At 73.6% G+C, this 16490-nt stretch carries 15 protein-coding genes; 5 read left to right on the top strand and 10 right to left on the bottom strand.

Features of this window, described 5'->3' with window-relative positions; genetic code table 11:
• Positions 1-34 precede the first annotated feature (34 nt).
• A complete protein-coding gene (locus ACIP8Z_RS27430; RefSeq protein ID WP_402087945.1) occupies positions 35-868 on the top strand; it encodes a sigma factor-like helix-turn-helix DNA-binding protein in 834 nt (277 codons plus the stop codon).
• A gap of 89 nt (positions 869-957) precedes the next feature.
• Positions 958-1362 (top strand): VOC family protein, encoded by a 405-nt coding sequence (locus ACIP8Z_RS27425; protein WP_402087942.1) that lies wholly within the window; start codon positions 958-960, stop codon positions 1360-1362.
• Between the two features lie 52 nt (positions 1363-1414).
• Here the strand turns inward: ACIP8Z_RS27425 and ACIP8Z_RS27420 are convergent, their stop codons facing one another.
• The 4 genes from ACIP8Z_RS27420 to ACIP8Z_RS27405 form a co-directional block, all read right to left on the bottom strand.
• Complete coding sequence (locus ACIP8Z_RS27420) at positions 1415-2578, bottom strand: methyltransferase (protein ID WP_402087939.1); 1164 nt, start codon at positions 2576-2578, stop codon at positions 1415-1417.
• A 135-nt stretch (positions 2579-2713) separates the two neighbouring features.
• Complete coding sequence (locus tag ACIP8Z_RS27415; RefSeq protein WP_402087936.1) at positions 2714-3289, bottom strand: histidine phosphatase family protein; 576 nt, start codon at positions 3287-3289, stop codon at positions 2714-2716.
• A 69-nt stretch (positions 3290-3358) separates the two neighbouring features.
• On the bottom strand, positions 3359-3811 hold the full coding sequence (locus ACIP8Z_RS27410; protein ID WP_402087934.1) for a GNAT family N-acetyltransferase: 453 nt from the start codon (positions 3809-3811) through the stop codon (positions 3359-3361).
• Between the two features lie 113 nt (positions 3812-3924).
• Positions 3925-5361, bottom strand: a complete 1437-nt coding sequence (locus ACIP8Z_RS27405) for a PLP-dependent aminotransferase family protein (RefSeq protein WP_402087931.1) — start codon at positions 5359-5361, stop codon at positions 3925-3927.
• On the opposite strand from ACIP8Z_RS27405, the gene ACIP8Z_RS27400 reads away from it, so the two are divergent.
• The gene (locus ACIP8Z_RS27400) at positions 5360-6433 is read left to right on the top strand and encodes a DMT family transporter (RefSeq protein ID WP_402087928.1); all 1074 of its coding nucleotides are present in this window, start codon (positions 5360-5362) and stop codon (positions 6431-6433) included. The two genes, ACIP8Z_RS27405 and ACIP8Z_RS27400, sit on opposite strands and share 2 nt — an antisense overlap.
• An 83-nt stretch (positions 6434-6516) precedes the next feature.
• On the top strand, positions 6517-6720 hold the full coding sequence (locus tag ACIP8Z_RS27395) for a DUF1918 domain-containing protein (RefSeq protein WP_383870642.1): 204 nt from the start codon (positions 6517-6519) through the stop codon (positions 6718-6720).
• Positions 6721-6733: 13 nt separating this feature from the next.
• Here ACIP8Z_RS27395 and ACIP8Z_RS27390 read toward each other — a convergent pair whose 3' ends face one another.
• On the bottom strand, positions 6734-8026 hold the full coding sequence (locus tag ACIP8Z_RS27390; RefSeq protein WP_402087925.1) for a glycoside hydrolase family 10 protein: 1293 nt from the start codon (positions 8024-8026) through the stop codon (positions 6734-6736).
• A 196-nt stretch (positions 8027-8222) separates the two neighbouring features.
• Between ACIP8Z_RS27390 and ACIP8Z_RS27385 the strand changes: the two genes are divergently transcribed.
• A complete protein-coding gene (locus ACIP8Z_RS27385; RefSeq protein ID WP_073915461.1) occupies positions 8223-9083 on the top strand; it encodes a 3-hydroxybutyryl-CoA dehydrogenase in 861 nt (286 codons plus the stop codon).
• 99 nt (positions 9084-9182) lie between these two features.
• Here ACIP8Z_RS27385 and ACIP8Z_RS27380 read toward each other — a convergent pair whose 3' ends face one another.
• From ACIP8Z_RS27380 to pheS, 5 genes are all read right to left on the bottom strand, one after another.
• On the bottom strand, positions 9183-9713 hold the full coding sequence (locus ACIP8Z_RS27380; RefSeq protein ID WP_402087922.1) for an NUDIX domain-containing protein: 531 nt from the start codon (positions 9711-9713) through the stop codon (positions 9183-9185).
• A gap of 62 nt (positions 9714-9775) precedes the next feature.
• Positions 9776-11116 carry a transcriptional regulator gene (locus tag ACIP8Z_RS27375; RefSeq protein ID WP_402087920.1) on the bottom strand — a complete coding sequence of 447 codons (1341 nt, stop codon included), beginning with the start codon at positions 11114-11116 and terminating at the stop codon, positions 9776-9778.
• Between the two features lie 357 nt (positions 11117-11473).
• The gene (locus tag ACIP8Z_RS27370; RefSeq protein WP_402087917.1) at positions 11474-12541 is read right to left on the bottom strand and encodes a PP2C family protein-serine/threonine phosphatase; all 1068 of its coding nucleotides are present in this window, start codon (positions 12539-12541) and stop codon (positions 11474-11476) included.
• 288 nt (positions 12542-12829) lie between these two features.
• Complete coding sequence (gene pheT, locus ACIP8Z_RS27365) at positions 12830-15358, bottom strand: phenylalanine--tRNA ligase subunit beta (RefSeq protein ID WP_402087914.1); 2529 nt, start codon at positions 15356-15358, stop codon at positions 12830-12832.
• Complete coding sequence (gene pheS, locus ACIP8Z_RS27360; RefSeq protein ID WP_189832412.1) at positions 15358-16485, bottom strand: phenylalanine--tRNA ligase subunit alpha; 1128 nt, start codon at positions 16483-16485, stop codon at positions 15358-15360. The genes pheT and pheS overlap by 1 nt, the downstream gene beginning before the upstream one ends.
• Positions 16486-16490: the final 5 nt, after the last annotated feature.

The raw sequence follows: 16490 nt of genomic DNA, 5'->3' as shown, positions 1-16490 counted from the left end.
ACGCGGTGACGGAACCGACGAGGAGTGAGGCGCCATGCACGACGACACCTTTCCGGCCGCCCTGGCCGGGCGTTTCGACGCCCACGAGGAGCAACTGCGGCGTGTGGCCCTGCGGATGACGGCTTCGGAGGCCGAGGCCGAGGAGGCGCTCGCGGCGGTGCGGGCGGGGCTGGGGCGGGACGACGGTCCGTCGGTACGGGCCTGGCTGGCGGCCTTGGTCACGCAGGAGTGTGTCCGGGGGCGCCAGAGGCGGCGGGCGGGCGAAGGACCCGGGCGCGGGGGCGCGGCCGGAGGCGAGGGCGGAGTCGGGGCCGGGCGCGAGTTCGTGTGGCTCGCGCTGTTCCTCGTACTGGATTCCCTGGGGGCCGAGGAGCGGCTCGCCTATGTGCTGCACGACGTGTTCGGGCTGCCGTCGTCCGAGACGGCCCGCATCACCGGCGACTCCCCCGAGGAGGTGGCACGGCTGGCCCGGCGGGCCCGGGAGCGGGTCAGGGGCCACGGGTCGGCCCGTACCGAGGGAGGCGTCGGGCGGCAGCGAGCGGTGGTGGACCTGTTCCTGGCCGCCGCACGCGCGCGTGACGCCCGTACGCTCGCGGCCGTCCTCGACCCCGACGTGGTCGCCCACTCGGAGCGCGGCCCGGTGCACGGCGCGCCCGCCGTCGCCGAGGGCGCGGCCGCGTTCGCGCGGTTCGCGGACGTGGCCCGGCCCGCGCTGGTCGGCGGGGCCGTCGGGGCGGTCGCCTTCGTCGACGGGCGGCCCGTCTCCGCCGTGGCGTTCACCCTCCGCAGGGACCGGATCGTCACCGTGTCCGTGACCACGGGGGAGGACCGGGTACGCGCCCTGGACCTGGTCTTCTCCGACGGGTGACGAGTGACGGGGCCGGGTCCGCGCGGTCGGGCGCTGGTCCCGGGGGGTTCTTTCGATGAGGCGTCACCCAGGTCGCCTAGCCTGACGACATGATCATCGATGCGCGGACCCACGTACGGGTCGCCCGCCCCTCGCGGGATCTGGCCGCCGCCGAGCGGTTCTACGTCGACGGGCTCGGCCTCGAAGTGCAGTGGCGGACCACCGAGCGGGTGTCCGGCAAGCACGACCTGCTCATGGTCGGTCCCACGGGCGGCGGTTGGCACTTCGAGCTGACCCGTGACCCCGAGCACCCTGTGGAGCCGACCCCGACCGTCGAGGACCTGTTCGTGGTCTATCTCGGGGCGCCCGTCGAGGAGGCGCAGGTGGAGCGGCTGCTCGCCGCCGGCGGCACGCGGGTGGCCGCGCACAACCCGTACTGGGACGAGTACGGCGTGACCGTCGAGGACCCGGACGGCTATCAGCTCGTCCTGTGCTCCCGCACCTGGGGCGCATGACGACGGGGCGCGGCCGGAAGGCCGCGCCCCGTCCGTCCGGCCGGTGGCCCGACTAGGCCTGCCGCACCGCGCGCAGGACCACGAACTTGGCGTCGCTCGCGACCAGTTCGCTGTTGCCGAAGATCCGGCGGAGGGTGACGTGGTAGCCGAGGTGACGGTTGCCGATGACCCACAGTTCGCCGCCCGGCCGCAGCGCGCGCCGCGCGTCGGTGAACATCCGGCGGGCCGTGCGGTCGGTGGTGGCCTGGTGGCTGTGGAACGGCGGGTTGTTGAGGACGAGGTCCACCGAGCCGTCGGGCACGTCGGCGAGCCCGTCGCCGACGAGGAACTCGGCCTTGCGCCCGTCGCCCACGTGCGTGCGGAAGTTCTCCTCGGCCGAGGCGACCGCCTGGTACGACTCGTCGGTGAAGATCAGTTCCGCGTCGGGCTCGTGCAGCGCGATGGCGAGGCCGACCACGCCGTTGCCGCAGCCGAGGTCGGCGACGCGGACCCGGCCGATGCCGCCGGGCAGGTTCGCGAGGAGGAAGCGGGTGCCGATGTCGAGGCGGTCGGCGCAGAAGACCCCGGCGTGGTTGGTCACGGTCAGACCGGGCAGCCCGGGCGCGGGGGTGTCGGCCGGCAGGTCGTACCGGTGCGGCCAGGGGTTCGGGCGCGGGGTGACGGCCGGGTCGGGCGTGGTGTGGATCAGCCGCGCCTTCTTCACCGCGAGCGAGGTACGGGTGGGCCCGAGGATCCGCTCGAAGAGCCGCAGGGTGGAGGTGTGGATCTCCTTGACCATGCCGGTGCCGAGGACCACGGTGCCCTCGTGCACGGCGGGTGCGAGCCGGTGCAGCTGGTCCTCCAGGAGTGCGAGGCTCTTGGGGACGCGGACGAGGAGGACGTCGATCCGCTCGGGCGGCGGGTCCTGGGTGGTGAGCAGCCGGACGGCGTCCGGGGCGGCACCGGCGCGCGCGAGGTTGGCCCGCGTGGCCTCCCGGCCGAGGTACGAGTCGGAGATCTGGACGAGCTCCCCGGGACCGGCGGCCTGGAGTGCGGTGACGAGGGCTCCCCAGCGGTCGCCGAGAACGGCGACGGTGCCGGACAGGTCGGTGCCGTCCTCGGCCAGCCGGCCCAGGAGGTACTCGTCGGACGCGTCCCAGGCGCGCAGCTGATCGCGCGGGTCCTCGGGATGGCGGGTCAGCGTGAAGGCGCCCCATGACGTGGTCAAACGGTTCATCGTGCTCTCAGGCTAGCCGGTCGCGGGCGGTCCCTCCCCCCGCCACGTGCGCATCGGTGGGTTCGGGGAGCCCGTGCCGTGCCGGGCGACGCCGTTCGGCACGGGGCCCGGCCCGCCGGCGCGGGCCGGGGCCGCTCAGCGCAGGGCCGCGTCGAGCTGGAGGTGCCAGAGGCCGGGGCGGCCGGTGAGGGTGACGGTGGAGAGCGGGCGGACGTCGACGTTCCAGTACGTGGCGGGCGGCGCCTTCAAGGCGTACACGAGGGCGGCCCGTACGACGGAGGGTTCGGCGACGGCGACGATCTCGCCGTCCTCGGCGGGGCGGGTGTCGAGCCAGTTCCCTATCCGGGTGATGAAGGCGAGGAGGGGTTCGCCGCCGTGCGGGGCGGTGCGGGCGTCGGTGAGCCAGGCGTCGACGGCGGCCGGTTCGACGGCGGCCACCTCGGCGAGGGTCAGGCCGCGCCAGCGGCCCATGTCGCAGTCGCGGAGCGCGGGCTGGGCGAGGGGGGCGTAGCCGAGGGCGGTGCCGGTGGCGCGGCTGCGCGGGGTCGGCGAGCAGTAGCGCAGTTCGGCCGCGCCGAGCGGGACGAGCGCGGGCGCGGCCTGCTGCACCTCGTACCAGCCGGCCTCGTCCAGTGGCCGGTCGTCGTCGAAGCGTTCGGCGAGCAGGGAGGAGCTGCGTGCCGCCGTGACGAGCGTCACCCGAAGACCCATGGGCGCGATCGTGAGGCCGAAGGCTCCGCAGGTCAAGGGGTCATTCCCCGGGGCCGGAGGGGCCCGGGTTCACTGCTGCCCGAGAGCCATCCACTTGTCCGGATTCTGTAGTGGCGTGAAACCGACCTTCTCGTACACACCGTGCGCGTCGGCCGTGGCGAGCAGGACGCGGCGCAGTCCGTACGGCGCGAGGTGGTCGCGGACGGCGGTGACGAGCGCCGTGCCGAGGCCGGTGCCGCGGGCCGGGCGGTCGACGTAGACGTCGCAGAGCCAGGCGAAGGTGGCGTAGTCGGTGACGACGCGCGCGTAGGCGGCCATCTCGCCGGTCTCCCGGTCGTAGGCACCGAGGTTGAGCGAGCCCGCGATGGCGCGGTCCTGCTTCTCCCGAGGTCGGCCGTGGGCCCAGTAGGAGTCCGTGGACAGCCAGTGGTGCACCCGGGCGGCGTCGATCCGCGCGGGGTCGGCTGAGATCTCGTACGCCCCGTGCATGACGGGGGTGTCCGTGGTGGCACTGTCGCTCATGCCCGAAGCGTTCCAGTGACACGGGGGCTTGTCAGGTGAATTTGCCCGGACCGGAGGGAGCCCGCGCCGCGCTCGGAGTCCGCCGGCTCCCCCGCGCGGCCCGCCGCCGACGCTCAGGGGGTGAGCTCGTCGACCGCCGTCCGCAGCCGGCGCACCCCCTCCGCGATCTCCGTGGGGCCCGCGACACCCGCGAAACTCAGCCGGATGTGACCGGCGGGGGGTTCGGCGCAGAAGTACGGGCGGCCCGGGGCCGCCGCGACACCGGCCCGCAGGGCGGCGGCGACCAGGGCCGCCTCCGGGACGCTGTCGGGGAGCCGGAGCCAGAGGTGGTAGCCGCCGTACGGGATGCGCGGCAGGGCGAACGCGGGCAGCTGCTGGGCGAGAGCGCCGCTCAGCAGGTCCCGCCGGCCCTTGAGCTCCTGGGCGACGGCCCGCAGATGGCGGTGCCAGGCCGGCGAGCCGACGAGTTCGAGCGCGGCCTCCTGGAGCGGCCGGGGGACGAAGAAGCTGTCGACGACCTGGATGGCGCGGAGGCGTTCCAGGACGGGGCCGCGCGCGGCGAGGGCGCCGACCCGCAGGCTCGGCGAGGTGGCCTTGGTGAGGGAGCAGACGTGGACGACGACACCGTCGGGGTCCTCGGCGGCGAGCGGCGCGGGGAGCGGCGGCGCGCCCTCGTGGACGAGCCGGCGGGCGAAGTCGTCCTCGACGACGAAGGCTCCGGCGGCGCGGGCGATACGGAGCACCTCATGGCGCCGCTCGGGGCCGAGCACCGCCCCGGTGGGGTTCTGGAAGAGCGGCTGGCAGACGAAGACACGGGCGCCGGTGGCGCGGAAGGCGGCTTCGAGGAGCTCGGGGCGGACCCCCTCGGCGTCGACGGGCACGGGGACGGGGCGCAGTCCGGCCGCGCGGGCGACGGCGAGCATGCCCGGGTAGGTCGGCGACTCGACGAGGACGGGTGTGCCGGGCGGGGCGAGGGCGCGCAGGGCGGTGGTGATGGCGGACTGGCCGCCGGCGGTGATGAGGAGGTCGGCGGCGGTGACGCTGCCGCCGATCTCGCGGGCGAACCACTCGCGCAGCTCGGGCAGGCCGTCGGTGGGCGGCCTGCCCCAGGCGCCCGGACGGCGTCCGGCGCGGGCGAGGGCGGCGGCGAGGGCCCGCTCCGGCTGCAGGGAGGGGTGGAGGTAGCCGCCGTTGAACTCGACCACGCCGGGCGGCGGGGCGGCCAGGGTGACGAGGACACCGGAGGCGTCGACGGCCCGGGGGACGAGCTCGGTTGCCGTGTCGGCGCTGAGGGCGACCTCCTGCCACGAGGTGTCGCCGGCGTCGGGGGTGGCGGTGCGGGGCTCGGCGCGGAAGGCACCGGCGCCGGGGCGGGTGACGACGAGCCCCTCGGCGGCGAGCTGTGCGAGGGCCCGGGTGACGGTCACCGGGGAGACCCGATAGCGCTCCACGAGGACACGGCTCGACGGCAGCTTTCCACCAGGTGAGTAGCGGTTCAGCTCCGCTCTCAAGGAATGCGCTAGTTCCGCGACACTGCTACGCTCACTCATGAGAGCACAGGATAGCGCTACTACCGCCACGACGATAGCGGTCACCACGTCGGACCGCCCCGGCGACACCGTCCGCACCAGCGGCGACGTCCGCATCAGCGGCACTGCCCGTACCGTCGGCACGGAGACCACCGCCGGCGCGCGAAGCACCGGCGGCGATGCGGCGGCCCCCGCCCGCGGCGCCGCCGCCGACACGAGCGGGAGCCGCACCGACCCGCTCCCCCGCGGCACCCTGCTCGCCGCCCTCGGCGTGCTCTCCTTCTCGCTCACGTTCCCGTCGACCGTCTGGGGCCTGGAGAGCTTCGGCCCCTGGTCGCTCGTGGCCGTGCGATCCACGCTCGCCGCCCTCGTCGCGGGCGCGTTCCTCCTCGTCGGCCGGGTGCCGCCGCCGGAGCGGCGCCATTGGGCGGGTCTCGCCGTGGTCGCCGGCGGCGTCGTCATCGGCTTCCCGCTCCTGACGACCCTGGCCCTGCAGACCTCCACCACCTCGCACGCCGCCGTCGTCGTCGGCCTGCTGCCGCTCACCACGGCGGCCTTCGCCGCGCTGCGGACCAAGCGCCGGCCGTCCCGCACCTTCTGGTGCGCGGCCGTGTCGGGCGCGGTCGTCGTGCTCGCCTTCACGGTCCAGCAGAGCGGCGGGGCGGTGTCGAAGGGCGACCTGTACCTGTTCGGCGCGCTCCTCGTGTGCGCGGCCGGCTACACCGAGGGCGGCCGGCTCGCGCGGCTCATGCCGGGCTGGCACGTCGTCGGCTGGGCCCTGATCCTCTGCCTGCCGCTGATGGCGGTCGGCTCGGCCGTGGCCCTGTCCCTGGAGCCGGTCCACCTGAACGCCCACGGCGTCATCGGCCTGGTCTGGGTCGCGGCCGGTTCCACCTTCTTCGGCCTGTACGTCTGGTACCGGGGCATGGCCTCGATCGGCATCCCCAAGGCGAGCCAGCTCCAGCTCGCGCAGCCGCTCCTCACCCTGGTCTGGTCGGTCGTGCTGCTCGGCGAGACCCTGCCGCTCGCCGCCCCGCTCGCGGCGGTGGCGGTGCTCGTCTGCATCGCGGTGACCCAGCGGGCGAAGAGCTGACGCGACGGATCGGGGCGATCCGGGACACAATGGCAGACAGAGGCCCCGAACAGCACCAGCCCGGTCGCGAGGAGGTCCCCCCGATGCAGGCGAACGTGGGCGACAAACTGTTGATGCACGGCCGGACCGTCGGTCACCACGACCGTACGGCCGAGATCCTTCAGGTACTGGGGGAGAACGGCACGCCCCCGTACCGCGTCAAGTTCGACGACGACGGTCACGAGGCCCTGATGTCCCCGGGCCCCGACACCGTCGTACGCCATCACCCCGAGGCGGGCGCGAGCTGACCCCCTCTCCGCGTCAGCCCCGTCCCGGTGCCCGGACCCTGGTCGGGTAGTGATCCGCCACCACGGTGGCCATCGCCCCGATCGGGTCCTTCGCGACCTCCAGGGCGGAGAAGAAGCAGTGGCCGCCGACCGCCGGATGGGCGGCGGCGAGGTCCAGGTGCCGTGACAGCTCCCGCGGGTCCTGCCAGGCGGCGGGCTGGGCGGGGTCGCCCGCCTTGTAGAGCGCCTCACCGATGTAGAGGGCGACGCCGGTGCCCCGTACCACCGCGTCCCACCAGGGCAGCAGCGTGGCGTAGTCGGCGGCGGGCAGGCCGATGTGCCAGTACAGCTGCGGGACGACGTAGTCGATCCAGCCCTCCCGGATCCACTTCCGGGTGTCGGCGTACAGGTCGTCGTAGGTGGCGACGCCGGCCCGGGTGTCCGAGCCCTCCGGGTCCTCCGCGATGTTCCGCCAGACCCCGAAGGGGCTGACGCCGAAGGCCACGTGCGGCTTGGCGGCCTTGATCCGGACCGACATCTCCGAGACCAGCAGATCGGTGTTGTTCCGGCGCCAGGACGCCTTGTCGGGGAAGTCCGCGCCGTACCGCGCGTACGTCTCGTCGTCGGCGAAGGCCTCCCCGGCCACCGGGTACGGATAGAAGTAGTCGTCCCAGTGCACGGCGTCGATGTCGTAGCGCCGCAGCGCGTCCAGCATCGCGTCCTGGGTGAACCGCCGGACCTCCGGCAGCCCGGGGTCGTAGTAGAGCTTCCCGCCGTACGGCAGCACCCACTCGGGGTGGAGCCGGGCCGGGTGGTCGGCGACGAGCCGGGCCGGGTCCGGGTGATTCGCCACGCGGTACGGGTTGAACCAGGCGTGCAGTTCGAGCCCCCGCGCATGGGCCTCTTCGACGGCCGTGCCCAGCGGGTCCCAGCCGGGGTCGCGGCCCTGCGTCCCGGTGAGGAACTCCGTCCACGGTTCGTACGGCGAGGGCCAGAGCGCGTCGGCGGTCGGCCTGACCTGGAGGACCACCGCGTTGAGCCGGCGCTCGACGGCGGTGTCCAGGTGGGCGAGGAGCTCGGCGCGCTGCGCCTCGGCGGTCAGGCCGGTACGGGAGGGCCAGTCGCGGTTGAAGACCGTGGCGATCCACACACCGCGGAAGCCGGACCGGGCGGTCGGGCTCCCGGGCCCCTCCGGTGCGGCGCCGGCGGCCGTTCCCGCGTCCGCGCCCGTGCCCGCCCCGGATTCCTCGCCCGTTCCCGCGTCCGTGCCCGCCGCCGCTCCGGCGCCCGTCACGGCCAGCGCCGCCCCGGCAGCCGCCCCCGCCACGAAGCCTCTTCTGCCGATAGGCCGCACTTGTACCCCTCCTGTGTCGGATACGTCACACCCACCCGGACAGCATGCCCGCCCCGGACGATCGATCATCGGTTAATGAGCGGTAACGTCGTGGGGTCGAGGCGGACGCACCGGAATCACACGGGCCCCGCCGCCAGAGAAGAGCGAAAGGCACGAGGTGACGGACTCCATGGCCGACATTGAGCGCGTCGGAGTGGTGGGCTGCGGCCAGATGGGCGCGGGCATCGCAGAGGTGTGTGCCCGGAGCGGCCTTGAGGTGAAGGTCGCCGAGACCACCGGCGAGGCGCTGGAGATCGGCCGCACACGGCTCTACAACTCGCTGGCGAAGGCCGCCGAACGCGGCAAGATCAGCGAGGAGGAGCGGGACGCGACGCTCGCCCGCCTCAGCTTCACCACCGACCTGGGCGAGTTCGCCGACCGCGACCTCGTCATCGAGGCGGTCGTGGAGAACGAGCAGGTCAAGACCGAGATCTTCCAGGTCCTCGACCAGGTGATGACCCGGCCGGACGCCATCCTGGCCTCGAACACCTCCTCGATCCCGCTGGTGAAGCTGGCGGTGGCGACCTCCCGCCCCGACCAGGTCATCGGCATCCACTTCTTCAACCCGGCCCCGGTGCAGAAGCTCGTCGAGCTGATCCCCGCCCTCACCACCTCCGAGGGCACGATCAGCCGGGCCCAGGCCTTCGCGGAGAAGACCCTCGGCAAGCACGCGATCCGCGCCCAGGACCGCTCCGGCTTCGTGGTCAACGCGCTGCTCGTGCCGTACCTGCTCTCCGCGATCCGGATGTTCGAGTCGGGCATCGCGAGCCGCGACGACATCGACAACGGCATGGAGTTCGGCTGTGCCCACCCGATGGGCCCGCTGAAGCTCTCGGACCTGATCGGTCTCGACACGATCGCGTCGATCGCCGACTCGATGTACGCCGAGTTCAAGGAGCCGCTGTACGCCGCTCCCCCGCTGCTCCAGCGCATGGTGGACGCGGGCCGGCTCGGCCGGAAGACGGGCTCGGGTTTCTACCCCTACGCCTGATCCCCCCAGGACACCGGACGGCCCGTACACACGCACAGGTACGGGCCATCCGGCTGCTCACCCGCGTCTCGGCCGGCCGCGTCGGCCCGGGCGGGTGCCTCAGCCCAGCCGCAGATGGTGGAGCATCAGCAGCCCCGCGGCCATGTTCGCGGCCGGGATCTCTCCCCGGGCGATCATGTCGGGGACCTGTTTCAGCGGCACCCAGGCCCGCCGTGAGGACTCGAAGGCGTCCGCGGGCGGTCCGGTGTAGGTGGCCGTCTCCGCCCAGTAGAGGTGGTGGCGGGCGTCGGTGAGGCCGTTGGACGGCTCGACGGTGAGGAGATGGCGCAGCGGCCCCGGCCGCCAGCCGGTCTCCTCCTCCATCTCGCGCGCGGCGGCGGCTTCGATCGCCTCGCCGTCCTCGACGACTCCGGCGGCCAGTTCCCAGCCCCAGCTGTCGGTGATGAAGCGATGGCGCCAGAGCATCAGGACTTCGTCGGCCTCGTTGACGGCCGTCGCGACGGCGACCGGGCGGAGCCGGATCAGATAGTGGTCGAGGTGGCGGCCGTCCGGGAGTTCGACGTCCGCGAGGTTCACCTGGAACCAGCGATTCACATAGACAGAGCGTTCGCTCAGTTTCGTCCACTGCACGTTCTTGCCACCTTCCGACTGGTCGGTGCTTGTTTGGTGGCAATATCGCAGCAGTTCGCGGCTCACAGGGGAACGCGCAGCGCCCCGTCAATGAGCGCCGCCGCCTCCCGGGCGTCGCCTCCGCCGCTGGCCAGGAGGTGCTCCCGCACCTGCCGCAGCCGGTCACGCAGCCGCCGCGACTCCATCCCCCGCGCCCGCTCGGTCATCTCCACGGCCGTCCGCGCCGCCCCGTCGGATTCCCCCTGGCGCAGCTCGATCTGACACAGCATGGCGAGCCGGTGCACCCGGCCCCGGTCGTGCGAGGGCACCCCGACGGCCATCGACGCGTGCTCATGGGCCGCGGTGAGATCACCCAGACTGAGCAGGGCCTCGGCGACCTGGACGTTGACGAGTCCCGGCTGGACATAGCCCGTCTCGGCCGGCTCGTCCCCCGGGCGGATCCGCTCGGCCGCCGCCTCGGCCCGCCGGATGCAGGCCAGCGCGGCCGCCCCGTCACCCAGATGCGCGTACGCCTTCGCCTGCATCGCCGTCAGATCGGCGGCGAGCGCCGGGGTGATCTGCCGCCCGGCCGTCCGCAGCGCCGCCTCCGCGAACGCCACCGCCTGCCGGTACTCCCCCATGAACAGCGACTGGTTGACCAGGAGTGCGATCACATAGGCGCCGAGCCCCCGGTCCCCGCTCGCCTTCGCCAGCCGCAGGGCCTGGTGGAAGTAGCGCTGGGCGAGGCCGTGCGCGTCGGCGTCGTACGCGCAGATGCCGGCCACCGCCACGAGTCCCCCGGTGGCGCGGTGCAGCCGCCGGCCGAGGGCGTCGTTGTACGAGCCCCGCAGCAGCGGCGCCGTCTCGGCGGTGAGGAAGCCGACGATCCGGGCGCGGGTCGCGATGCCCCCGGCCTTGCGGTACATCTGCTCGTAGTGGGACCGGGCGGCGCTCAGCACGGTGATGTCGGCGGCGGAGACCGTCGTCCGGCCGATCCGCGAGACGTCCACGTCCTCCGGCGGGTTCTCCCACTCCCAGACGGGCATCACGGCCGGGGTGCCGGTCACGGCGGGCGCGGCGACTATGTGGGGCCGCTGCTGCTCGTCGGACCGCCACAGGGCGGCCGCGCGCTCCACGAAGCCGGAGAGCGGTGAACCGACCGCGAGCACGGGCCCGTCGGGCACCCCGAAGCCGATGTCGTCCAGCGTCACCTGCCGGTGCAGCCGGGCGGCGAGCACCTCGCAGATCAGGTCGGGCACCTGGCCGCGCGGCCGCTGGCCCTTCAACCAGCGGGCCACGGCGGTGTGTTCGTAGCGCAGGGTGAGTCCCCGGGCCCGGCCGGCCCGGTTCACGTGGGCGGCGAGGCCGGCGTTCGAGACGCCCGCTTCGTCGAGCAGGGCGTCGAGCAAGGTGTTGGGCTGCATGACCGCTCCGGTCGCTCCGGTCCGCTCCGGCCGCTCGGCTCGTGCGCGGTGAACTCAGCGTAGCGGTGGCCGAATTCGTACGGACCGAACCAGTGCGGAGAATCCCTTCGGCTCACCTCTCCCCCACGGCCACGGGGGATTTCGCACGGGGTGTGAATGAAGTACTCGTTCTTCCGGTCCGCGTACTCTGCCGTTCTCGTCCTGGTGCCGCTTGACTGTGCTTCTCGCCGCAAGGCGAAGACCGGGCCGCCGGCTCCCCCCTCAAACAGTGCGGCCGCCCGGTCCGTGTCGCCCGCCCCGCTGATCTGCCCGACACTCCGTGGCGGGGCGGGCGACGCCGGTCCCGGACCCCTCCGCTCAGCAGTGGGAGGAGGGGGCGGGCCGGGGGCGGCGCAGCCCGGGTTCGGCGGGCTGCGCCGGCACCCGGACACGGTCGTTGCGCACGACGAGCAGGGCGACGTCGTCGGTGAGCCGCCCGCCCGTGTGGTGCAGCAGGGCGGTGTGGACCTCGCGGACGAGCGTCTCGGGCGCCGCGCCGGCCATCCCGGCCAGCACGGTGTCGAGCGCGAAGAACCGGCCCCGGTGGTCGCGGGCCTCCTCGGCGCCGTCGGTGTGCAGGACGAGCGTCTCGCCGGGCGGCAGCCCGGCCGCGGTGTACGGCGCGAGGGCGGCGGGCAGCGGCAGGACCCCGAGCGGGGGCAGCGGGTCGCCGACGGGCAGCCGCTCCACGGCGCGCCCGATGCGGTACGGGCCGGGGTGGCCGCAGTTGAGCACGGAGAGCCGTCCGTCGGACCGGATCTCCAGGAGCAGCAGGGTCACGAACTCCTCCGCCGCCGGGTGTTCGGGCGCCGTCCCGGTCCGCGCCGGATGCTCGTCCCGGGCCCGCTCCCGCAGATGCCGCTCCAGGGCCCGCTCAAGACGCCGCAGCACCCCGCCGAGCTCGGCCTCGTCGTGCGCGGCCTCACGGAAACTCCCGAGCACGGCGACCACGGCGCCCAGCGCGGCGAGACCATGACCCCGTACGTCCCCGATGACGATCCGCACGCCGTACGGGGTGGCCACCGCCTCGTACAGATCCCCGCCGACGGACGCGCCCCGGGAGGCGGACAACTGCCCCGCGGCGAGGGCGAGTCCGTCGAGCCTGGCGGGCGGCGGGCGCAGCAGCACCTGCTGGGTGGCGTCGGCGACGGCCCGCACGAGCGCCAGCTCGCGCGCGAACCCGCGCCGCAGCCCGAGCACCAGCCCGATGCCGACGGTGAGAAAGACGACACTGGTGGCGATCCTCATCGGCAGCCCGGGCTGCCGGGCCAGCGGACAGCCGAACTTCCATGCCACGGCCACCGCACCCCACGCGGTGGGAAGAGCGAGCGGGGCCAGCCGGCGGAGCCGGGAGCCATCGGAGACCAACGACCTCGTACGGATCATGCACGGCCCTTCCCGAGCCCCGACAGCGCCCGAAGGCCCTGCGGCCCACAGGTCCGCCCCTGCGGCCGCGTCGATTCTGCCGACCGTACGGTCCACCGGGGAACACCCCCCGACGATCTCACCCGAAGGAGTGAGCACCCCCGGCGCGCCGCCCCCCGCCAGGCCTCCGCCACGCGAACGCGCGGACGGACACCGTCCTCACGTACGGCACTTCGGGTTCCGGAAACGACGGAGGGCCGCCCCGGGGAATTCCGGGGCGGCCCTCCGCGTGGTCCAGTGCTACGGCGTTCAGGCGCCGCGCAGCACCGCTCCCGTGCGTTCGGACGCCAGGGCGACCGCCGCGTCGCGGGCCGCGGTGGCCTCCTCGACCGTGAGGGTGCGGTCCGGGGCGCGGAACTTCAGGGCGTACGCCAGGGACTTGGTGCCCTCGCCGAGCTGGTCGCCGGTGTAGACGTCGAACAGCCGGATGGACTCCAGGAGTTCACCCGCGCCCTCGGTGAGGGCGGCCTCGACCTCGGCGGCCGGGACGTTGCCCGCGACGACCAGGGCGACGTCCTGGGTGGCGACCGGGAAGGAGGAGATCCGAGGGGCCTTCACCGGGCCCTCGTTCGCCTTCTCCAGGCGGTCCAGGTCGATCTCCATCGCGCAGGTGCGGGCCGGCAGGCCGAAGGCCTTGACCACGCGCGGGTGGAGCTCGCCGGCGTGGCCGACGAGGACCTTCTCGCCGTCCACCTCGACGTGGAACGCGGCGCAGCGGCCCGGGTGCCACGGGGCGTGCTGGTCGGCGCTGATGATCAGCTCGACGCCCGCCTCGGCGGCCACGGTCCGGCCGGCCTCGACCGCGTCCGCCCAGTCGGCCGGACGGCCCTTGCCCCACCAGCCGGCCTGCTCGCGCGCACCGGCGAGGACGACGGCGGCGCGGCGCGGCTGCGCGGGCAGCACGGCGTTGACCGAGGCGATCTCCTCGTCGGTGGGACGACGGTCGACCGGCAGCCGGACGGCGACGCCCGGCTGTCCCTCCGGCCGGAAGACCAGGCCGGTCTCGAAGAGCGCCAGGTCGTGGCTGCCGCGGCTGTCGTTCCGGCGCAGCGCGCCGAGCAGGCCCGGCAGCAGCGTCGTACGGAGCGCGGGCTCCTCGTCCGAGAGCGGGTTGACCAGCTTCACGAGCCGACGGCGGGCGTCGTCCGCGTCGAGGCCGAGGTTGTCGAGGGCCTGCTCCCCGATGAACGGGTAGTTCAGCGCCTCGACGTAGCCGGCGCCGGCCAGGGCGCGGCCCACTCGGCGGTGGACGCGCTGGCGCTCGGTGAGCCCGCGGCCGGCCGGCGGCTTCGGCAGCGTGGAGGGCAGGTTCTCGTAGCCCTCCAGCCGGATGACCTCTTCGGCGAGGTCGTTCGGCTCGTTGAGGTCGGGGCGCCACGACGGCACGGTGACGATGAGCTCGTCCTGGCCGTAGACGTCGCAGCCGACCTCCTGGAGGCGGCGGACGACGGTCTCGCGGCCGTAGCCGACGCCCGCGACCTTGTCCGGGTGGTTCGCCGGCATGGTGATCGTGCGCGGCGCGGACGGGGCGCTGATCTCGGTGACGCCGGCCTCGGCCGTGCCGCCCGCGAGCAGCACGAGCAGGTCGACGCAGCGCTGGGCGGCGGCGGCCGCGGCCTGCGGGTCGACACCGCGCTCGAAGCGCTTGGACGCCTCGGAGGCCAGCTTGTGGCGGCGCGCGGTGCGGGCGATCGAGATCGCGTCGAAGTGCGCGGCCTCGATGACGATCTCGGAGGTGCCGGTGACGACCCCGGTCTCCGGGTCCGTCTCGGGGTCGGCGATCTCCGTGTTGGCACCGCCCATGACGCCGGCGATGCCGATAGGACCGCGGTCGTCGGTGATGACCAGGTCCGCCGCGTCCAGGACGCGGACGGTGCCGTCGAGCGTGGTGATCTTCTCGCCGGCCTCGGCGCGACGCACCCCGATGGGGCCGTCGAGACGGCTCCGGTCGTAGGCGTGCAGCGGCTGGCCGAGTTCGAGCATCACGTAGTTCGTGACGTCGACCGCGAGCGAGATCGGACGCATGCCGGCCTTCTGGAGGCGGCGGCGCAGCCAGATCGGGGACCGGGCCTCGGGCTGCAGACCGACGACGGTGCGCGCGGTGAAGCGGTCGCAGCCGATCGGGTCGGTGACCCGGACCGGGTAGCCGTACGAGTTGGGCGCGGGCACGTCGAGCAGCGCCGGGTCGCGCAGGGGCAGGCCGTACGCGATGGCGGTCTCGCGGGCGACGCCGCGCATCGAGAGGCAGTAGCCGCGGTCCGGGGTGACGGCGATGTCGAGGACCTCGTCGTACAGCTCCAGGAGCTTCGTGGCGTCGATGCCGATCTCGAGCTCCGGCGGCAGCACGATGATGCCGTGGGTGCCGTCGTCGCCCATGCCGAGCTCGTCGCCGGAGCAGATCATGCCCCGGGAGACCCGGCCGTACGTCTTGCGCTCGGCGATCCGGAAGTCACCGGGGAGCACGGCGCCGGGCAGGGCCACGACGACCTTGTCACCGGCGGCGAAGTTCCGGGCGCCACAGATGATCTCCTGGGGCTCGCCGGTGCCGTTGGCCTGGCCGACGTCGACGGTGCAGAAGCGGATGGGCTTCTTGAACTCCGTCAGCTCCTCGATGGTGAGGACCTTGCCGACCACCAGCGGGCCGGTCAGGCCGGCGCCGAGCTGCTCGACGGTCTCGACCTCGAGGCCTGCCGAAATGAGCTTGGCCTGGACGTCGCGGCCGGTCTCCGTCGCCGGCAGGTCGACGTACTCCCGCAGCCAAGAAAGCGGGACCCGCATCAGATCTCCATCCCGAACGGCCGGGTGAACCGGACGTCACCCTCGACCATGTTTCGCATGTCGTCGACGTTGTGGCGGAACATCAGCATCCGCTCGATGCCGAACCCGAAGGCGAATCCGCTGTACTTCTCGGGGTCCACACCGCAGGCGACGAGCACCTTCGGGTTGACCATGCCGCAGCCGCCCAGCTCGATCCAGCCCTCGCTGCCGCAGGTGCGGCAGGGGCGGTCCGGGTTGCCGACGGACTCGCCGCGGCAGACGTAGCAGAGCATGTCCATCTCGGCGGACGGCTCGGTGAAGGGGAAGAAGTTCGGGCGCAGCCGGGTCTTCATGTCCGGGCCGAAGAGCGCCTGGACCATGTGGTCCAGGGTGCCCTTGAGGTCGGCCATGGTCAGGCCCTCGTCGACGGCGAGCAGCTCGATCTGGTGGAAGACCGGGGTGTGCGTGGCGTCGAGCTCGTCGGTGCGGTAGACGCGGCCGGGGCACACGACGTAGACCGGGGGCTCCCGGTCGATGAGGGTGCGGGCCTGGACCGGCGAGGTGTGCGTGCGCAGCACGACACCGGACTCGTCGCCCGTGGTGCCTTCCGGCCCCTCGACGAAGAAGGTGTCCTGCATCTGGCGCGCCGGGTGGTCCGGTACGAAGTTGAGGGCGTCGAAGTTGAACCACTCCGCCTCGACCTCGGGGCCCTCGGCGACCTCGTACCCCATGGAGACGAACACGTCGGAGACGCGCTCCATGAGCGTGGTCAGCGGGTGGCGGGCACCGGCCGGGACGCGGTCGTACGGCAGGGTGACGTCGACGGCCTCCTCGACGAGGACGCGCGCGTCGCGCTCGGCCTCCAGCTCCGTCTGGCGGGCGGCGAGCGCCTTGGAGACGATGCCGCGGGCCTGGCCCACGATCTTTCCGGCGGCGGCCTTGGCCTGCGGGGGCAGGGCACCGATCTCCCGGTTGGCGAGCGCCAGCGGCGAGGTGCCACCGGTGTGCGCCGTCTTCGCGTGCGCGAGCGCGTCGAGGTCGCCCGCGGCGGCGAAGGCGGCGAGCGCCTCGTCCCGCATGCGCTCGATCTCTTCCGGTTTCAGTGCCTCGACCTCAACCGGGTCGTACGACTTATTGGGTGCGGACATCTCTT

It is taken from the genome of Streptomyces sp. NPDC088553 (assembly GCF_044752965.1).
In the GTDB taxonomy this organism is placed as follows: Bacteria; Actinomycetota; Actinomycetes; order Streptomycetales; family Streptomycetaceae; genus Streptomyces.
The sequence above is the reverse complement of the archived record's forward strand: the minus strand, read 5'-3'. Positions and strand labels throughout refer to the sequence as shown.